Source organism: Candidatus Portiera aleyrodidarum (assembly GCF_000953295.1).
In the GTDB taxonomy this organism is placed as follows: Bacteria; Pseudomonadota; Gammaproteobacteria; order Johnevansiales; family Johnevansiaceae; genus Portiera; species Portiera aleyrodidarum_A.
In genome coordinates this window covers 175,485-192,884 of record NZ_LN649255.1, presented here as the reverse complement: position 1 = coordinate 192,884, position 17,400 = coordinate 175,485, and the positions used below count along the sequence as shown (strand labels likewise).

At 18.5% G+C, this 17,400-nt stretch carries 13 protein-coding genes and 4 tRNA genes; 14 read left to right on the top strand and 3 right to left on the bottom strand.

Going from position 1 to position 17,400, the window contains the following annotated elements; all coding sequences use genetic code 11:
* The first annotated feature begins 84 nt into the window (after positions 1–84).
* From aspS to lipA, 7 genes are all read left to right on the top strand, one after another.
* Entirely contained in the window at positions 85–1,791 is a 1,707-nt protein-coding gene (aspS, locus tag PAD_RS01045; RefSeq protein ID WP_219848618.1) for an aspartate--tRNA ligase, read from the top strand.
* A 7-nt stretch (positions 1,792–1,798) separates the two neighbouring features.
* Complete coding sequence (gene ruvC, locus PAD_RS01040; RefSeq protein ID WP_219848617.1) at positions 1,799–2,299, top strand: crossover junction endodeoxyribonuclease RuvC; 501 nt, start codon at positions 1,799–1,801, stop codon at positions 2,297–2,299.
* Positions 2,289–2,738, top strand: coding sequence for an OmpA family protein (locus PAD_RS01035; RefSeq protein ID WP_219848616.1), 450 nt, complete (start codon positions 2,289–2,291; stop codon positions 2,736–2,738). The genes ruvC and PAD_RS01035 overlap by 11 nt, the downstream gene beginning before the upstream one ends.
* A gap of 2 nt (positions 2,739–2,740) precedes the next feature.
* Positions 2,741–2,829, top strand: a tRNA-Ser gene (locus tag PAD_RS01030).
* Positions 2,830–2,839: 10 nt separating this feature from the next.
* Positions 2,840–2,931 (top strand) — tRNA-Ser (locus PAD_RS01025).
* Between the two features lie 12 nt (positions 2,932–2,943).
* Complete coding sequence (lipB, locus tag PAD_RS01020) at positions 2,944–3,600, top strand: lipoyl(octanoyl) transferase LipB (RefSeq protein WP_219848615.1); 657 nt, start codon at positions 2,944–2,946, stop codon at positions 3,598–3,600.
* Positions 3,597–4,481 (top strand): lipoyl synthase, encoded by an 885-nt coding sequence (lipA, locus tag PAD_RS01015; protein WP_219848614.1) that lies wholly within the window; start codon positions 3,597–3,599, stop codon positions 4,479–4,481. Before lipB ends, lipA begins: the two co-directional genes overlap by 4 nt.
* Positions 4,482–4,495: 14 nt before the next feature.
* Here lipA and mutS read toward each other — a convergent pair whose 3' ends face one another.
* Positions 4,496–6,913 (bottom strand): DNA mismatch repair protein MutS, encoded by a 2,418-nt coding sequence (gene mutS, locus PAD_RS01010; RefSeq protein ID WP_219848613.1) that lies wholly within the window; start codon positions 6,911–6,913, stop codon positions 4,496–4,498.
* A gap of 180 nt (positions 6,914–7,093) precedes the next feature.
* On the opposite strand from mutS, the gene PAD_RS01005 reads away from it, so the two are divergent.
* The 5 genes from PAD_RS01005 (at position 7,094) to PAD_RS00985 (ending at position 11,143) form a co-directional block, all read left to right on the top strand.
* A complete protein-coding gene (locus tag PAD_RS01005; RefSeq protein ID WP_219848612.1) occupies positions 7,094–8,182 on the top strand; it encodes an alanine--tRNA ligase-related protein in 1,089 nt (362 codons plus the stop codon).
* A gap of 8 nt (positions 8,183–8,190) precedes the next feature.
* Complete coding sequence (locus tag PAD_RS01000; protein WP_219848611.1) at positions 8,191–9,657, top strand: alanine--tRNA ligase-related protein; 1,467 nt, start codon at positions 8,191–8,193, stop codon at positions 9,655–9,657.
* A 36-nt stretch (positions 9,658–9,693) separates the two neighbouring features.
* The gene (locus PAD_RS00995; protein ID WP_219848610.1) at positions 9,694–10,959 is read left to right on the top strand and encodes an aspartate kinase; all 1,266 of its coding nucleotides are present in this window, start codon (positions 9,694–9,696) and stop codon (positions 10,957–10,959) included.
* A gap of 7 nt (positions 10,960–10,966) precedes the next feature.
* Positions 10,967–11,054 (top strand) — tRNA-Ser (locus PAD_RS00990).
* A 15-nt stretch (positions 11,055–11,069) separates the two neighbouring features.
* A tRNA-Arg gene (locus tag PAD_RS00985) sits at positions 11,070–11,143 on the top strand.
* Between the two features lie 2 nt (positions 11,144–11,145).
* On the opposite strand, the gene der is transcribed toward PAD_RS00985, so the two are convergent.
* A complete protein-coding gene (gene der, locus PAD_RS00980) occupies positions 11,146–12,432 on the bottom strand; it encodes a ribosome biogenesis GTPase Der (RefSeq protein WP_219848609.1) in 1,287 nt (428 codons plus the stop codon).
* The gene (hisS, locus tag PAD_RS00975; RefSeq protein ID WP_219848608.1) at positions 12,404–13,717 is read right to left on the bottom strand and encodes a histidine--tRNA ligase; all 1,314 of its coding nucleotides are present in this window, start codon (positions 13,715–13,717) and stop codon (positions 12,404–12,406) included. Before hisS ends, der begins: the two co-directional genes overlap by 29 nt.
* A gap of 91 nt (positions 13,718–13,808) precedes the next feature.
* Here hisS and PAD_RS00970 point away from each other — a divergent pair, with 91 nt between their 5' ends.
* Together PAD_RS00970 and lon are read left to right on the top strand one after the other, a co-directional pair.
* The gene (locus PAD_RS00970; protein ID WP_219848607.1) at positions 13,809–15,032 is read left to right on the top strand and encodes a PLP-dependent aminotransferase family protein; all 1,224 of its coding nucleotides are present in this window, start codon (positions 13,809–13,811) and stop codon (positions 15,030–15,032) included.
* A 37-nt stretch (positions 15,033–15,069) separates the two neighbouring features.
* Positions 15,070–17,382 carry an endopeptidase La gene (gene lon / locus PAD_RS00965; RefSeq protein WP_219848606.1) on the top strand — a complete coding sequence of 771 codons (2,313 nt, stop codon included), beginning with the start codon at positions 15,070–15,072 and terminating at the stop codon, positions 17,380–17,382.
* The last annotated feature ends 18 nt before the right edge of the window (positions 17,383–17,400 follow it).

Here is a 17,400-nt window from a genome sequence, read left to right as displayed (position 1 = left end):
TATATATATAGATATCTTATTTAATTATGTCAATACATTATAATAAATATTTATTGTAAATTATATATATTATGGAAATAAAAAATGCGCAGTAATTATTGTGGAAATTTAAATAAAAAATTAGTAAATAATTATGTAATTTTATATGGTTGGGTTGATAAAATCCGTGATCATGGAGGGATTTTATTTATAGATTTACGTGATATGTATGGTATTATACAAATAGTTATTGATTCAAAAAAAATTGATTTAAAAACTTTTTTAATAGCAAAAAAAATTAAATATGAATATATTCTAAAAGTAATAGGATTAATAAAATTAAGACCATTAAATAAACAAAAAAATATATTAACAAATTTGATTGAGATATTTATAATTGATTTGAAGATTTTAAATCAATCAAAAAATTTACCTTTTAAAATATCTGAAAAAAATATAAAAGAAGAATTAAGATTTAAATATCGTTATATTGATTTACGTCGTAAAAATATTATAAATAAATTAATTATGCGTTCAAAAATAAATTATAAAATTAGAAAATTTTTAAATTTCAATAAATTTATTGAAATAGAAACTCCAATCTTAAGTAATATTACTATTGAAGGAGCAAGAACTTTTTTTATAAAAAGTCATAAATTTTTAAATAAATTTTTTGCTTTACCTCAATCCCCTCAAATATATAAACAAATTTTAATGTTTTCAGGTTTAGATAGATATTATCAAATAGCTAAATGTTTTCGAGATGAAGATTTACGTTCTGATAGACAACCAGAATTTACACAAATTGATCTAGAAACATCCTTTATAAAACAAAAAGATATAATGTATATAACTGAAAATATGATTAAATATTTATTTAAAGAAATATTAAAAGTTGATTTACCTAATGAGTTTAAAAAAATAGAATATAAAAAAGCACTTAAAGATTATGGAACAGATAAACCTGATTTAAGAATTCCTTTAAAAATAACCGATATTGATGAATTAATTTCTAAAAATAATAAATTTAATATATTTAAAAAAAATATCAAACAAAGAATAGCAGTTATAAAATTAAAGGATGGAGTTAAATTATCTATAAAACAAATTAATAATTATATTAATTTTGTTAAATTATATGGTTTAAAAGGTTTAGTATGGATTAAATTTTATAATATAAAATTAGGTTTTAAAGGTTTAAAATCTCCTATTTCTAAATATATTGAATATGATTTAATAAAAAAAATAATTAATAAATTAAATATAAAAAATGGAGATATAATTTTTTGTTGTTCTGATATAAAAAATATTGTAAATAATTCCTTATCAGCTTTAATAATCAAATTAGCAAAAGATTTTAATCTTTATAAAAAAAAATGGGCACCAATCTGGGTTATTAATTTTCCTTTATTTAAACGTTCATCTTCTGGAACTTTCACTTCATATCATCATCCTTTTACTTCACCTAAATCTACATTAGAAGAATTAATATATAATCCTGAAAATACTAAAGCTAAATCTTTTGATTTAATAATTAATGGTATTGAATTAGGTGGGGGGTCAATTCGTATAAATAATGAAAAAATTCAAAAATTAATATTTAAAATATTAGGGTTAAGTTATGAACAAATAAATAAAAATTTTGGTTTTTTTTTAGAAGCCTTTAAATATGGAGTCCCACCACATTGTGGTTTAGCTTTAGGTTTAGATCGTCTAGTAATGTTATTAACAGAATCAAAAAATATTAGAGATGTTATTGCTTTTCCTAAAAATAAAAATTTTGTTTGTCCTTTAACAGGGTGCCCTTCATAAAATTTAAATGATATTTTTAGGTCTGGATCCAGGTCTAATAAGACCTGGTTTTGGTTTAATAAAAATAAAAGATTATCCATATTATATCGATAGTGGTTATATAAACATAATAAAAATTAATAGTTTATCAAAAAAATTAAAGTTTCTATATAGTGGAATTAGTGAAATCATCTCAAATTATTGTCCTTCTGAAGTTGCAATAGAGGAAACTTTTATATCTAAAAAAAAAAATATTTTTAAAAATTTAAAATTAATTCAAGCAAGAGGGACTGCTCTAGTTTGTGCTGCAAATCATAATATCCCAGTGTCTGAATATTCTTCTAGATTAATTAAACAATGTCTAACAGGTTCTGGTGCATCAAATAAAATAAATTTAAAAAAAATGGTTTATTCGTATTTAAATTTAAGATATATTAATAGTTATGATGCTTTAGATGCAATAGCAGTTGCATTAACACATTATTTTAAATATAAAAATAAATTAAATAATAAAAAATATGAAAAATAATAAATTTATTAAAATATTAACAATTATTTTTTTTATAATAATTAATATTTCTTATAAAAATAATTATATTTTTTATAAAAATATAAAAATAAATAATGAATTTATTTATAATAAATTACCATTTATTAAAAATATTTATTTTAATTATGATAATTTTTTTTTAAAAAAGAATTTTAAAAATATTTTAAATGAATATATTATATATATTCGTAATAATCCAAATAAAAAAATTATATTAAATTTTTATATAAATAAATCAGGTAATATAAAATATAATTTATATTTTAATAAAAAAAGAATTAGATTAATAAGTAATTATTTATTTATAAAAGGAATAAATATAAAAAATATAAAATATATAATATGTATTAAAAATAATATATTTTTTTATGAAAAAAATATATTTACTAATAATAAACTTATTATAAATATAATATAAAAGGAGGGATGGCAGAGAGGATTATTGCATCGGTTTTGAAAACCGACAAAAGTTTTTTTACTTTTCCAGGGTTCAAATCCCTGTCCCTCCGAAATTTTAATGGAAGGCTGGCAGAGAGGATTATTGCACTTGTTTCGAAAACAAGCAATTTTTTATTAAATTAGATTCGTGGGTTCAAATCCCACGCCTTCCATTAATATAATGAATGAAAATAAAAAAAATATATATATTAAATACAAAAATTTTAATATTTAATTGTTTGAAAAAATATAATTATTCATATATTATAAAATATATGAAGTTATATTCAAAATATAGAAATCTTAATGATCCAGATAAAATTTTAATTTTAGAACATTTTAAAATTTTTACTAAAGGTAATTTAGATAAAAAAAATATTTTTTTTATAAAAAAAAATATATTTTTATTAAAAATTAATAGAGGTGGAAAAATTACACTTCATACCCCAGGACAATTAATTTTTTATATATTATTAAATATTAAACGGTTAAAAATAAATATTTATAATTTAATAAATATTTTAGAAAATACATTTCTCGATGTTTTATTTTTTCATGGTATTTTTGCATATAAAATAAAAAATCATGGTGTTTATATAAATTATAAAAATCAAGAATATAAAATAGCGTCATTAGGTTTAGGTATAAGTAAAGGATGTAGTTTTCATGGATTATCATATAATATTAATTTTAATCTGAATATATTTAAGAATTTTAAACCTTGTGATTTAATTAATATAAAAATGATAAAGCTTTGTGATATCTATAATTTTGCTATTAAGTTTGAGTTAGAAGCAAATGTTGGGGTTTACTGTTTTTTAAAACATATAGGAAAGCTATGAAAAATAAAATATTAAAAATAAATAAAAAAAAACCAAATTGGATTAAACTTCGTATACCAATTTTTAATGAAATAAAAAATATAAAAAAAAAATTACGTAAAAATTATTTACATACTGTTTGTGAAGAATCTTCTTGTCCTAATATTATAAAATGTTTTAATGAAAATACAGCTACTATAATGATTTTAGGAAATAAATGTACAAGAAAATGTCCTTTTTGTGATGTCTTATATGGTAATCCTAAAAATATAAATTATTATGAACCTTTTGATATAATCAAATTAATAATTAAATTAAATATAAATTATATAGTAATTACTTCTGTTAATCGTGATGATTTATATGAAGGGGGAGCAAATCATTTTTCTAAATGTATTGGAGCAATAAAAAGATTATATAATAATATAAAAATAGAAATTTTAGTACCTGATTTTAGAGGAAAAATAGATATTGCTATTAAGATTTTAAGTAAAAACAAACCAAATGTATTTAATCATAATATTGAAACAATTAAAAATTTCTATTTAAAAGTTAAACCGGGTGGCAATTATTTTAACTCATTAAATTTATTAAAAAAATATAAAAATTTTTGTCCAAGTGTAAAAACAAAATCAGGTTTAATGGCAGGGTTAGGTGAAACTGATCAACAAATTATAAATGTTATGAAAGATATAAAAAAAAATCAAGTTGAAATTATAACAATAGGACAATATATTTCTCCATCTGAATTTCATTTACCAATTAAAAGATGGATAAAACCAAAGAAATTTTATTATTATGCAAAAAAAGGTTATATTTTAGGATTTAATTATATTGCTTCAGGTCCTTTAATAAGATCAAGTTACAAAGCTAAAAATCAAATTTATGGAAAAAAAATATAATATGGTTAAAAAAATTATTTATTATTATTTAGTAAATAAATAATTTTTGTAGATTTTTCAATAACATTTTTTGGTACATTAGCTAACTTTGCTACAGTTAAACTATAACTATTATTAATAGCTCCTTTATTAATATTATACATATAAATAAGTTGATTATTATTTTCTATTGCATTAAAATGTATATTTTTTATTTGTTTAAATTTTTTTTCTATTTTAGTTAAAGTAAAAAAATGAGTAGAAAATAAAGTTAACGCTTTAATTTTTATTATTTGTTCTAAACAAGCCCAAGCTATGGCGAAGCCTTCATTAGGGTTTGTTCCTCTACCTATTTCATCCATTAAAATTAAACTTTTGAATGTTGCATTATTTAGTATATTTGCTGTTTCTTTCATTTCTATCATAAACGTAGAATTTCCTGAACTTAAATCATCATATGATCCTATTCTAGTAAAAATTTTATCAATTGGACCTATTTCTGCATATTTAGCAGGTACATAACTCCCGATATAAGTTAATAAAACAATTATTGCATTTTGTCTTATATAAGTAGATTTTCCTCCCATATTTGGCCCTGTAATAATTTTGATATTATTATTATTAGTTAATGATAAATTATTAGGTATGAACTGATTATTAGTTACTAATTCTATTATAGGATGTCTCCCTTCAATTATTTTTATTCCAATTTTATTTTTATTAATTATTGGTCTACAAAAATTTAATGATACAGCTCTTTCAGATAAAGTTGTAATAACATCTAAAGCAGCAAGAGCTTTAGATGTTTTTAATAATTTTTTTATATTGTTTATAATTATATTTATTATTTTTTTATAAATTTTTCTTTCATATAAAATTAAATTTTCTTTATATTCTAATAATTTTTTTTCTAAAAGTTTTAATTCTTTAGAATAAAATCTTTCTGAATTTTTTAATGATTTACTTTTTATATATTCTTTTGGTATTTTATATTTTTTAATTTTCTTTTTAGGTATTTCTATAAAATATCCATTAATATTATTATAATTAATTTTTAGTTGATTTATTTTTGTACGAATTTTTTCTTTCTTTTCAAAAGTTCTTATATAATTTTCTGAGTTATTATAATTTTCACGTAAATTATCTAATTTGTTATTAAAATTTGATTTTATTACATAACCATCTTTAATATTATTAGGTGGGTTATCATTTATTGAATTTATTAAAATTAATTCAATATTTGGATAAGTAATTAAATATATATTAATATTATTAAGTATAGATTTTATTTTTTTTTCTTTATTTAAAATAATATTTAATAAACTTTTTATGTTAGGAAAAACTTTTAATGCATTTCTTAATTTTATTAAATCTATTGGCTTAGCTTTTTTTAAAGCTATTCTAGTAATAATACGTTCGATATCACCAATTTTTTTTATATTTTTTTTTAAAAAATATATTAAATCATAATTTATAATTTTTGAAATAGCGTTTTGTCTCAATTCGATTAGTTGATAATTTAAAAATGGGTTATTTATCCATTTTTTTAATAATCTGCTGCCCATATTTGTATTTGTAGTATTTAAAATACTAAACAATGTGTTATCTTTTTTTCCATTAACATTTATATTAATTTCTAAATGTTTTTTAGTTGTATTATCTATATTTAAATTATATTTTTTATTTTCAATAAATAAATTATTTATATGTGATAAATTATAAATTTTGTTATTATTTATATATTTTATAATTGCCCCTGCTGCACATATCCCATTATATAATTTCTTATTTATATTTTTAATATTTAATTTATTTAAAATTAAATTATAGGAATTCTCATAATTAAAATTTTTATTTTTTATATATTTTATTATTGATTTTTTTATTGGTAATTTTTTAAATTTCATTGAATAAGGAATTAAGACTTCTGCAGGGTCTAAACGTTCTAATTCTAAAAATAAGTCTTTTTTATTATTAACTTCTAAAACTCCAAAATAACCTGTTGTTAATTCTAAAGAGGCAATTCCCCAGATTTTATTTTGGTATATTATAGATAAAATTAAATTATCTTTATTCTCATCTAATAAATTTTCTTCATATATAGTTCCTGGAGTAATTACTCTTATTACTTTTCGTTCTATTAAATTATTATTATTTTTTTTTTTATTTTTTATTTGTTCACAAATAGCTACAGATATTCCTGAATCTATTAGACGTTTTAAATAAGATTCTATACTGTGAGAAGGTATACCTGCCATAGGTATAGGTTTATTATTATATTTTCCTCTACTAGTTAATTGTATCTTTAATAAAGAAGATGCTTTTTTTGCATCATCAAACAAAAATTCATAAAAATCACCCAAACGATATAATAATAAAATATCTTTATATTTATTTTTTATTTTTAAATATTGTGTAATTATTGGTGTTGTATTTTTTGAATTATTTTTCATACGGTTTTTTAAATAGTTATAGGATATATGATATAATGAAAATCAAAATAAGTTCTTTACAATAACATAAATATAATAACATAAATATAATAACATAGTACTGATAAACTTCTCATGTGTTTGGCATAATAAATAAAATTTTGTTAATGAAATGTATAAAAAATTTATATAGGTATATAAATGAAAACTTCAGAAATAAGAAAATTATTTTTAAATTTTTTTAAAAGTCATCAACATATAAAATTAAAATCTAGTAAAATAATACCTTACCAAGATCCTTCATTATTATTTACAAATTCAGGAATGGTTCCATTTAAAAATATTTTTTTAGGTAAAGAAAAAATAAAATATTTGCAAGTTGTATCTAGTCAATGTTGTGTTAGAGTAGGGGGAAAACATAATGATTTAGAAAATGTAGGATATACTAATTTTCATAATACTTTTTTTGAAATGTTAGGAAATTTTAGTTTTGGTTCTTATTTTAAACAAAATGCTATAAAATTGGCATGGACTTTTCTTATAGAAGAATTAAAAATTTCCAAAAAAAATTTATTTGTAACAGTGCATTATAAAGATAAAAAATCGTATTTCATCTGGGTGAATGAAATTGGTATATCTAAAAAAAGAATATTTAAATTTGATAAAGAAAACTTTTGGCAAATGAATAATATGGGACCTTGTGGTTATTGTACAGAAATTTATTTTTGTAAAAATAAAAATCTTGATATGAAAAATATATCATTATTAAATAAGAAAAATTTTATAGAACTTTGGAATTTAGTTTTTATACAATTTGAAAAAGATATAAAAGGTAATTTATATTTATTACCTAATACTTCTGTTGATACAGGTATGGGTTTAGAACGAATAGCAAGTATTAAACAAAATGTTTTTTGTAATTATGAAATTGATGTTTTTAAACCATTATTAAATGAAATCAAATATATAATAAATGTATCAAATTTAAAAAAAGAATATTTAAAAATTATAGCAGATCATATCAGAACAAGTGCTTTTTTAATAAGTGAAGGATTATTACCAAATAAAAAGAGTCAGGGTTATGTATTACGTAGATTAATACGTAGATCTTTAATTTCTGGTTATAAAATAGGCGTTTTAAAACCATATTTATATAAATTAATAGATATATTAGATACAATCTATGGAAAAGTTTATAAAAAATTACATTCTTTTAAAGAAAATATAAAAAAAATAATTTTAAAAGAAGAACTTAAATTTATAAAATTACTTGATAAAGGTATGATATAAATGGAAGTTTGATATTTAAATTATATGATACATATGGTTTACCTTATGATTTAATCAAATATTTTTTAACAGAAAATAATATAAAGTTTGATAACTTAGGTTTTAAAAAAGAAATGATAAATTATAAATTTAAATCAAAAAAAAAATATTTATTAAATACAAAAATTGTTAATATAGATAAAAAAAATTATTTAATAAATTTTAATATTTATAAATATAAAACTAATATAAGTTTTATTTTTGATAAAAATGGAAAAAATATTAATTTTATTAATGAAAAAAATAATGGATTTATTCTTTTAAATAAAACATCTTTTTTTTTTGAATCTTGTGGTCAAGTTGGAGATGTTGGTTATATATATAATGATCTAGGTAAATTTAAAGTAAAAAATGTTATTAAATATAAAAATTTATATTTACATATAGGAGTTTTATTAAAAGGTATTTTATTTATTAATAATAAAGTAAATATTTATATAGATAAACTTTATCGGTATAAAATAAAAAAAAATCATTCAGCTACACATTTATTAAATGAAACGTTAAAAAGAGTATTAAATGTAAATCTGATTCAAAAAAGTTCTTTAATAAATAATAAAAATTTAACATTTGATTTTAATTATCATAAAAATATTTCTAATGAAAAATTATTTATTATTGAAAAATTAATAAATAATGAGATATTAAAAAATAATATAATTTTTATAAAAAAATTATCATTAAAAAAAATAAATAAGATTAAAGCAGTTGCATTAGTTGAAAATAAATATTTAAAAGAAAAATTAAATGTAGTTTTTATTGGAAAAAAAAATAGTTATTCTATAGAAGTTTGTGATGGTTTACATGTTGAAAGTACTAATAAAATTGGAGTTTTTTGTATAATTTTAGAAAAAAGTATATCTAAAGGAATACGTCGGATTGAAGCTTTAACAGATAAAAATGCTATATGTTATTTATTAAAAAATAAATTATTAATTAATAATGTATCTGATATTTTTAAACAAAATATATACAATATAAAAAAAAATATATTAAATATAATAAATAAAAAAAATGAACTTATTGATAATTTAAGAGAAATAAAAAATATAAATATAAATTTTTTTATAAAAAAATTATTAAAAAAAATTCTATATTTATATAACTATAGAATTTTAATAGAAAAAATAAAAATTTATTATAAAAACGATTTGTATTTAATAATAAATAATTTAATAAATAAGTTATTTAATAAAAGTATAATAATTATATATATAAAGATTAATAATAATATAAATTTATTTATTAGATTAACGAATGATTTTTTAAAAAAAAAATTAAATTCAAAAATTATTTTAAATAAATTATTTATTAATAATAAAAATATTATTTATAGTAAAAAAAATATTTTTTCATATATAAGTACTAATAAAAAAAATGTTAAAAATTTAAATCTAATAAAAAATATATTAAAAAATATATTAAAATTATATTAATATATATTAAAAAATATATTTATTTTGAGGAAAACAATGGGAATTTTAGTACAAAAATTTGGTGGAACATCAGTAGGATCAATAAAAAATATAAAATATATTGCTAAAAAAATAAAATTTTTTTATAAAAAAAATCATAAAATAATTGTTGTTGTGTCCGCAATGAGTGGAGAAACTAATAAATTATTATCTTTAGCAAAAAAAATTTATAAAAAAAATATTACTAAACTTTATAAAAATCGAGAGTTAGATATTTTAATATCAACTGGAGAACAAGTAACTAGTTCTTTATTATCAATGGCTTTAAATTTTATTGGTGTTAGAGCAAAATCTTATACTGGAGCACAAGTAGCTATTTTTACTGATAGTGTTTATACAAAAGCTCGTATTCGACATATAGATACTTCAATAATTAATAAAGATCTAATAAATAAGAATGTAGTGGTAGTAGCTGGTTTTCAAGGAATAGATATATATGGTAATATAACTACGTTAGGCAGAGGAGGTTCAGATACAACTGCTGTAGCATTAGCTTATTCTATAAAAGCTGATGAATGTCAAATATATACAGATGTTTCTGGAGTTTATACAACAGATCCAAGAATATGTAAAAAATCAAGTTTATTATCATATGTAAATGTAGAAGAAATGTTAGAGCTTTCCAGTTTAGGATCAAAAGTATTACAAATCCGTTCTGTTGAATTTGCAGGTAAATATAATATACCACTAAGAGTTTTATCTGTTTTTGATAATAATCCAGGTACATTAATAATAAATAAGAGGTCTAAATTAATAATTAATATGGAAAAACCATTAATTTCAGGAATAACTTATAATTGTAATGAAGCAAAAATAACTGTTTTAAATGTTTCAGATAGACCTGGGGTAGCTTATAAAATCGTAAAGAAAATAGCAGATGCTAATATAGAAATAGATATGATAATTCAAAATATAAAAAAAATAAATAATAAAATAGATTTTACTTTTACTTTATCAAAAAATTTTTATAAAAAAGCTTACAATCTTATAAAAAATTATGTTTTTAATAAACTAAATGGAACAATAGATGGAGATGATAAAATTGTTAAGATTTCAGTAATTGGGGTTGGTATTAAATCTCATTTATGTGTAGCTAAAAAAATGTTTAGTGTTTTAGCAAAAAAAAATATAAATATTAGAATGGTCTCAACGTCTGAAATAAAAATATCTGTAATAATAGATGAAAAATTTGTACACTTAGCAATAAATTCATTACATACAGCTTTTTGTTTAGATAAAAAAAATATAAAAGAAGAACTATAAAAAATTTGGAGAGGTGGCCGAGAGGTTTATGGCGTTCCTTTGCTAAAGGAAAATAGATCAAGTATCTATCGAGGGTTCAAATCCCTCTCTCTCCATAATTTTTTTATAAAGCGCCCGTAACTCAATTGGATAGAGTTTTTGACTACGAATCAAACTGTTGGAGGTTCAAATCCTCTCGGGCGTTTCTTATAAAAGAGTTATTTTTAATAAAATATTTTTTATATTTAATTTTTTTATAAAAAAATTTAATAAATATTTTTTGTAATTTTTTGATAAACATTTAATTTTTTTGTTTCCAAAAATAATAATATTTATTGGAGTTTGATTTATTTGTTTAGCTAATATAAATTTAATTTTTTTATTCTTATAAATTAATGGTGGTTTTTTTTTTATCGCTAAATTAATTAAATTAGTTAATTTTTTAATAGACCAAATTTTATTTTTTAAATAAATAAAATATTCAATAGAATTAAATATAGTTTTTATATTATATAAATATAAAGCAGAAATAAAATGTAAACTTAAGAAAGTTTTATATTTTTTTAATTTTAAATTTAATTCATTTTTTATTAATTTTTTTTTATGAATATTTAGAAGATCCCATTTATTAATAATTAAAATTAAAAATTTACCTAATAAAAATATTTTTTTTATTAAATATAAATCTATTTCAACTAATCCTATATTAGCATCAATAATATATAAAATAATATTATATATATTAATTAATTTTAATATTTTATTTTTTTTTATATTCTTATCTATTCCTTCAGTATCAGTTAAAATAAATAAATTATTTTTATAATTTATTTTTATTTTTATATTTTCTCTTGTAGTCCCTGGATTTTTATCAATAATTAAACGTGTTTCTTTTAATAAACTATTAATTAATGTAGATTTACCTACATTTGTTTTTCCTATTGTACAAATCTTAATTAAATTTTTATTATTTTTTATAGAAATTCTATAGTTATATAAATTTTTTTTTATATTAAATAATAATTTCTTTATATTTATTTTTTTTAAAGCAGATATAAAAATAGGATGATTTAAATTAAATTTATAAAAATCAGTAATAATATATTTATTAAAATAATCAATTTTATTTATAATGAATATAATTTTTTTATTTTTTAGTTTTAAATAATTGATAAATTTTTTATAAAACAAATCAATTTTTGTATATGAGTTTATTAAAAATAAAATTATCTTTGATTCTTGAATAGCTATTCTGGTTTGTTTATTAATAGAATAATTTATATTATTTTTTTTATAAGAAAAAAAATCATTCAAAATTGCAGCTGTATCTATTAAATTTATATTTTTATTTTTTATTTTTAATATTCCATACTTTCTATCTCTAGTAAAGTAAGGAATATTATTTGTTCTTGAATTATTTTTTTTTGTTAAACAATTAAACAAAGTAGATTTCCCTACATTTGTTTTACCAATAATTGAAATAATTTGATTCATGATAAAATATTAATTTTAGTTCTTTTATTAAGTTTTTTAACTTTAATAAGTTTTGTTTTTTTCTTTTATATAAATATTTTATAGTTATTTTATTTTTTTTCTGTTCATTTATACCATAAATTAATATAATATATATACCTTTATTATTTGCCTCAGATAATTGTTTTTTTAAAGATTTATTACAAAAATTAATTTTTAGAATTAAATTAGGTAATTCATTTCTAATTTTTTCTGCAATTTTTATTGAGTTTATTTTTAAATATTTTTCATTTGAAATTATAATAAATAAGATATTTATTTTAAATTTTATATTAATTGGTAATTTTTTTATTTTTTCTAATAATAATATTATTCTTTCTATACCTATAGCAAAACCAATTGCAGGAATATTTTTTCCAATTAAATATTTTATTAAATAATCATATCTTCCTCCAGCACAAATAGTGTTTTGACTACCTAAAAAAATTGTAGTCCATTCAAAAACAGTACGAGAATAATAATCTAATCCTCTTACTAAATTTGTATTTATTTTATAATTTATATTTGTAAAATTTAAAATATTTTTTAAATATTCAAAATGTTTTATAGAATCTATATCTATACAGCTTATAATTTTAGGAGTATTATTAAATATGTATTTTATATTATTTTTTTTATTATCTAATAACCGTAAGGGATTTTTATATAATTTATAAAATATATTTTTATTTAAATAATTTTTATATTTTTTTAAATATTTAAATAATATATTAGCATATATTATTCTAGATTTTTTATTTCCTAAAGTATTTATTTCTAATGTTATATATTTTTTTATTCCTAAGATATTAAAAATTCTATTTGTTATTAAAATTATTTCTGAATCAATATCAGGACCTGACATATTAAATGTTTCAACCCCAAATTGATAAAATTGTCGATACCTTCCATTTTGAGTATTTTCATATCTAAACATTGGTCCAAAATACCAGAATTTTTGTTTTTTATTTTTAAAGAAAATATTATTTTCTAATATACATCTAATTATAGATGTAGTATTTTCAGGTCTCAATGTTAAAGAATTATTTTTTTTATCTTTGAATGTATACATTTCTTTATTTATTAGATCTGTTGTTTTTCCTAAAGATATATTAAATAATTTTGTTTTTTCAATTATTGGGGTTCTTATTTCTAGATAAGAATATTTATATAAAATAATTTTTATTTTATTTTCTATGTATTGCCAAATAAAAGATTTTTTAGGTAAAATATCTTTCATTCCTTTAATAGATTTTATTATTTTCATAATTTTTTATATTAATTAAGTATTTAAAATTTTTATTATTATAAATATAATATATTAATAAAAAATTAGAATAATGTATAAGAGAATTTTTATGGTTTTTAATAATATTGAAAAATATGATAAAAAATTATTTTCTTTTGTGAAAGAAGAATTATTTTTACAAGAAAATAAAATTGAATTATTATCTTCGATTAATTATTCAAGTTTAAAAATAATTGAATTACAAAATTGTAAATTAATAAATAAAAATAGAAGTAATATATATTATCTAAATAATATAGAAAAATTAGCAATAAAACGTGCTTGTAAATTGTTTGGTTGTGATTATGCAAATATTATATTTGATTCATATAATGAAGCTAATGAATTAATATATAAAGCATTAACAAATAGTGGAGATATAATTATTTGTATAAGTATTAATCATTATAATTCAGATATTGAAAATCATTATAATTTTTTAGGTAGAAAAATTATATATATAAAATATCAAATATTAAATAATGAAATAAAAAAAAATAAAATATTAGAATTAATAAATAAATATAAACCCAAATTAATAAAAATTATATTATATGAATATATTTTAAATATAGATTGGGCAATTTTTAGAAAAATATCTAATTATATTAATAGTTATTTAATAATAGATATTAGTAAAATAACAGGATTAATTATTATAAATGAATATCCTACTCCAATAAATTATGCTCATATAGTAATTACTTCAACTAATAATAATTTACGTGGTCCAATTGGGGGATTAATTTTATCTAAAAATAATCCAGATATTTGTAATATTATTGATTCTTTTTTATTTATTAATAATAAAAGTATTTATAAAAAAAATAGTTTAGTAGCTAAATCTGTATGTTTTAAAGAAGCTTTAGATTTAAATTTTAAAAATTATCAACTACAAATTAGAAAAAATGTAAAAGTAATGATTGAGATATTTATTAATAGAGGTTATGAAATCATATTAAATAATGAAAAAAATAGTTTTTTTTTAATATCGTTAATAGAATATGGGATTAAAGGTAAATATATAAAATATATTTTAAAAAAAATTAATATTTTAGTAGATATATTTTTTATTTCAAATTATTCAAAAAATCTTGCTATTACATCTGGTATTAAATTATGTACCTCAGCAATAACAACACGTGGTTTTAAAGAAAAAGAATGTAAAAATCTAGCTATATGGATTTGTGATATATTAGATAATATAAAAAATAAAAAAAATTTTTATATTATAAAAAAAAAAATTAATATTAAAGTTAATAAACTTTGTAAAAAAATCCCAATATATAAATAATAATTTACCAATATATAATTATAAAGGACATAAAATAGTGTCTAAAAATGATTTCTTGCCAGAAAGTATTTATTTACTTCCTATAAATAATAGGCCATTTTTTCCGGCTCAAATACAACCATTAGTAATAAATAAAAATAAATGGATTGAAACAATACAAAGAGTAGGTGAGACAAAACAAAATTGTTTAGGATTAGTTTATGTTAAGAATAAAGAAATATTTAATAAGAGTGATTTTCCTTTAATAGGTACTATTGTAAAAGTTCATCGAACAGATGGAGATCAAATACAATTTATAGCTCAAGGTTTAAAAAGATTTAAAATAAGAAATTGGATATCAAAAAATCCCCCATTTTTTGTAGAAGTTATATATCCAAAAGAAATTTTAAATAAAGAATCTGATGAAACACGTGCTTATGCCATTGCAATAATAAATAGTATAAAAGAGTTATTACCAATTAATCCTTTATATGGTGAAGATTTAAAAAATTATTTAAATAGATTTAGTCCAAATGATCCAGGTCCTTTAACAGATTTTGCTGCAGCGATAACATCAAATAAAGGAAAAGAATTACAAAAAATCTTAGAGACTTTATCTATATTAAATAGAATGCAATTAGTTTTACCAATGTTAAGAAAAGAAATAGAAATAGCTAAGTTACAAAATGAAATATCACAAAAAGTAAATTTACAAATACATGAACGGCAAAGAGAATTTTTTTTAAGAGAACAATTAAAATTTATACAAAAAGAATTAGGTATTGTAAAAGATGAAAGAATAAATGATATAAAAAAGTTTAAAATACGTATAAAAAACTTTTTAATATCAAAAAAAGTTAAAAAAAAGATAAAAGAGGAATTAAATAAATTAAAAATCTTAGAAATAGGATCCCCAGAATATAGTACAACTCGTAATTATTTAGATTGGTTAACAAAAATACCATGGGGTGTTTTATCTAAAGATCGAATAGATATAAGTTATGCACGTAAATTATTAAATAAATATCATGATGGGATAAATGATATAAAAGAAAGAATTATAGAATTTTTAGCAGAATGTACATTTAAAGGGACGATAGGAGGTTCAATCTTATTATTCATAGGTCCTCCAGGAGTTGGAAAAACATCAATCGGCAAATCAATAGCAAATGCATTAGGAAGAAAATTTTATAGAATATCATTAGGTGGAATACGTGATGAAGCTGAAATCAAAGGGCATCGTAGAACCTATGTAAGTTCAATGCCAGGTAAAATTGTTCAAGCATTAAAAGAAACAAAGGTTTTAAATCCTGTAATTATGTTAGATGAAATTGATAAAATAAGTCAAACATATAATAATGATCCAGCTTCTGCTTTATTAGAAGTTTTAGATTCAGAACAAAATAATGAGTTTTTTGATAATTATTTAGATATTCATATAGATTTATCTAAAGTATTATTTATATGTACAGCAAATAAAACAGATACTATACCAATACCTTTATATGATAGAATGGAACCTATTAGGTTATATGGTTATTTATCTGAAGAAAAATATAAGATTGCTAAAAATCATTTGTGGCCTAAATTATTAAAAAAAGATAATTTACCAAAACAAAGTATAAAAATTACATCAGCGGCATTGAAACAAATTATAGAAGGATACGCTAGAGAAGCAGGTGTTAGAAATTTAGAAAAACAATTACATCGGATTGTTCGTAAATCAGTAGTTAAATTATTAATAAATAAAAATAATATTATAAATATATCAATTAATAATTTAAAAGATTATTTAGGAACACCTCTTTTTAAAAAAGAAAAATTATTAAACGGTATTGGAGTAGTAACAGGATTGGCTTGGACTTCTCTAGGTGGTGTTACTTTGCCAATTGAAGCTGTTAGAATTCAGAATTTTAAAAATGGCTTAAAACTTACAGGAAACTTAGGTAATGTAATGAAAGAATCAGCAAATATAGCATATAGTTATACATTAGCAAATATTAATTATTATAATATAAATAAAAAATTTTTTAATAATTATTTTATACATTTACATATCCCGGAAGGTTCAATATCAAAAGATGGACCATCTGCAGGAGTAACAATGACAACAGCTTTAATATCATTAGCTAAATTAAAAAGTATAAATAGTAAACTCGCAATGACTGGTGAAATTACATTAACAGGTCAAATTTTACCAGTAGGTGGTATTAGAGAAAAAATTGTAGCAGCAAGACGAAGTGAAATTTTTGAAATTTTATTACCAAAAGATAATAAAATAGATTTTGAAAATTTACCAAATTATTTAAAAAAAAATATAAAAATTCATTTTGTTAAAAATTATAAAGATATAGCAAAAATAGTTTTTTAAAAAAAATATTATTAGGTA